This is a genomic window from Spiroplasma sp. hy2 (assembly GCF_044714365.1).
Lineage (GTDB): Bacteria > Bacillota_I > Bacilli_A > Mycoplasmatales > Mycoplasmataceae > Spiroplasma > Spiroplasma phoeniceum.
Genome location: NZ_RXFZ02000158.1, coordinates 1 through 2,260 on the forward strand (window position 1 = coordinate 1; position 2,260 = coordinate 2,260).

Here is a 2,260-nt window from a genome sequence, read left to right on the forward strand (position 1 = left end):
TTTTAATTAAGTCTGCTTGTTGTTTTATTTTTTCATAAAATTCTAAAAATTGATCATCTGTTAAGCTATTTATTAATTCTGTAATTATTTTTTTCATTAATTATTTACCTCCATATATTAAAAATATACCTAATTTTAGGTATATTTTATAAATATCAAGAGTTTTCGACAAAATTAAAGATATATTTTTTGCATAAATTTTAAAAAGTATAGTATAATACTCATAGATAGTGTGGTGTTTATATGGAGGGCTTCTTGAAAACAAGCATAACAATCTTAGATTTAGACATTCCAGTAATCGGGTTAATTGGTTTTCTACTAGGATTTGCAGCGCTATTATTATTTGTTTATTTTATTATTACTTTTTCTTTATTTCGAAGTAAAAAAAGCAGTAGTAATTGAACGAATATTGTAAAATTAAAACAAGAAACTAGTTTTAAGGAAAACATTGAGTATTTTGAACAAGAAATTATGCTAGCTAAAAAAATGGGTGATAAAAACTAGCAGTTTCTTTTTTAATACAATGTTATTCACATTTAGGGCAGGTGAAACAAAGCATGGGTTTTTTTAATACGGTTAAATCGTTTATGGTGAAAGATAAACAACATGAGCAACCACCAATGCAATCAGCAAATCGTTTTGGTGATAATTTTAATCCTGAATTAAGAAACCAAAATAATGTTGATTTTAGTCAAAATCAACCCTATCCAAATGGAATGCCTCAAAATCATCTTTCATCAAATCAATACTTTCGTCCAAATGAAGCATATAAACAAAACCAATTAAATAATATGGAAATGTTATATCAAAATAATAATACAATTCGTCCAGCACGAATGAACTTAAGTAACCAATATAATTATTATGCTAATAATCATGACCGCCAGTATCTTGAAGAAGACCGTGAGGTAATGAATGTAAATGCTTCACAAATGCCACCTGGTTATGTTGAGCCATATTATAATCATGATGCGGCGCAAAATTATTCGCGTCCAGTTCATCAACAAATTTTGCCACGCCGAATTCAGCAGCATGTAACAAGTTCTAATTATGATCAATATTGGTCAGGACAACAAAATCAAGGGCTATATGACAATGCTGAATTTATGGGATATCAGAACCACCGTGATGGTTATGTTAACGATGATAATATGTATGCAAATCAATATCGTCCTCCTTATCAATCACGTGTTGCATCACCGTATCATCAATTACAAGTTAATGAACAATTTAATCGTTCAGAATTAGCTTATGATAGCAAAGGTGCCTATCGTGGTGCAAATTCAGCACAATATTTTGATGATAATCAAATGATGACAAAGTCAATGCCAGTGCCACCATCGTATTATCAAAATGGTCATTTTACTCCATCAGCGCAATTTGACCGACCAGCTTTAACAAACAGTAGGGAAAATAATCGTTATGCTTATCAACCACAGTTATCAGAAAAACAACGTCGTCGTCGTTTTAATAAGGAATATGCTAACCGTTTAATTCCTTTAGAAATTGCTCGTGAGATTCGTTCGGAAAAAGTTCGTACCTTAATTATGATTATTATTGGTTTTCTTGGCACAATGATGACAAGTTTATTTATTGCTTTATATTTTATTTCTCATCAACAAGAATTAGAAGCAATTATGGGAATTAAAGCGAAATATATTCCTCATCCATTTTTGACAATTACTTTTTTGTTAATTTCTCTAGGATTATTGTTTGCTGGTATTTTTGATTTATCACGAGTTCGAATTGAAACAAATAGTTATCTTTCTAATTTAACACGGGGTAATCATACTATTCCGCATTTCTTAATTGATAATTATAAAAAAATGACTGTTCGTAGTATTGTTTTAAATTGATTAGCATTTCCGACTTATTTCTTTGGTGGAATTATTTTAGGAATTTTATACGGTTTTCAACAACATTCAGGTGAAGAGTTTCGGTTTGGTTTTTGAAGTTTAGGCATTGTTGATGATTTAACAGTAGCCATTACAATTACAATTATTATTTTAATCGTAACATTAGGCGTTCATATTGCGAATATTGTTTTAACAAAAAAAAGAAAAGCAAATATTATTGGTTATTATGGATATGAAATTGTTCATCCAGAAGAATTAGCAGCTTTAAAGAAAAAAACAAATCGTATTTGTTTAGTGATTTTTATTATTTTCTTAATTATTTTAACACTAGTAATTTCAATTCCATGATTAATTGCTCGTCGTCGTAAACGAAACGGTGATGCATTACTTGGTCGTTGGTTTAA

General features: G+C 29.4%; 2 protein-coding genes. Both read left to right on the forward strand.

Going from position 1 to position 2,260, the window contains the following annotated elements; all coding sequences use genetic code 4:
• Positions 1-243: 243 nt before the first annotated feature.
• Complete coding sequence (locus EHV01_RS04785; RefSeq protein ID WP_422066454.1) at positions 244-504, forward strand: hypothetical protein; 261 nt, start codon at positions 244-246, stop codon at positions 502-504.
• A 53-nt stretch (positions 505-557) separates the two neighbouring features.
• The coding region (locus EHV01_RS04790; protein ID WP_422066455.1) for an MSC_0882 family membrane protein at positions 558-2,260 on the forward strand (1,703 nt) is incomplete at its 3' end.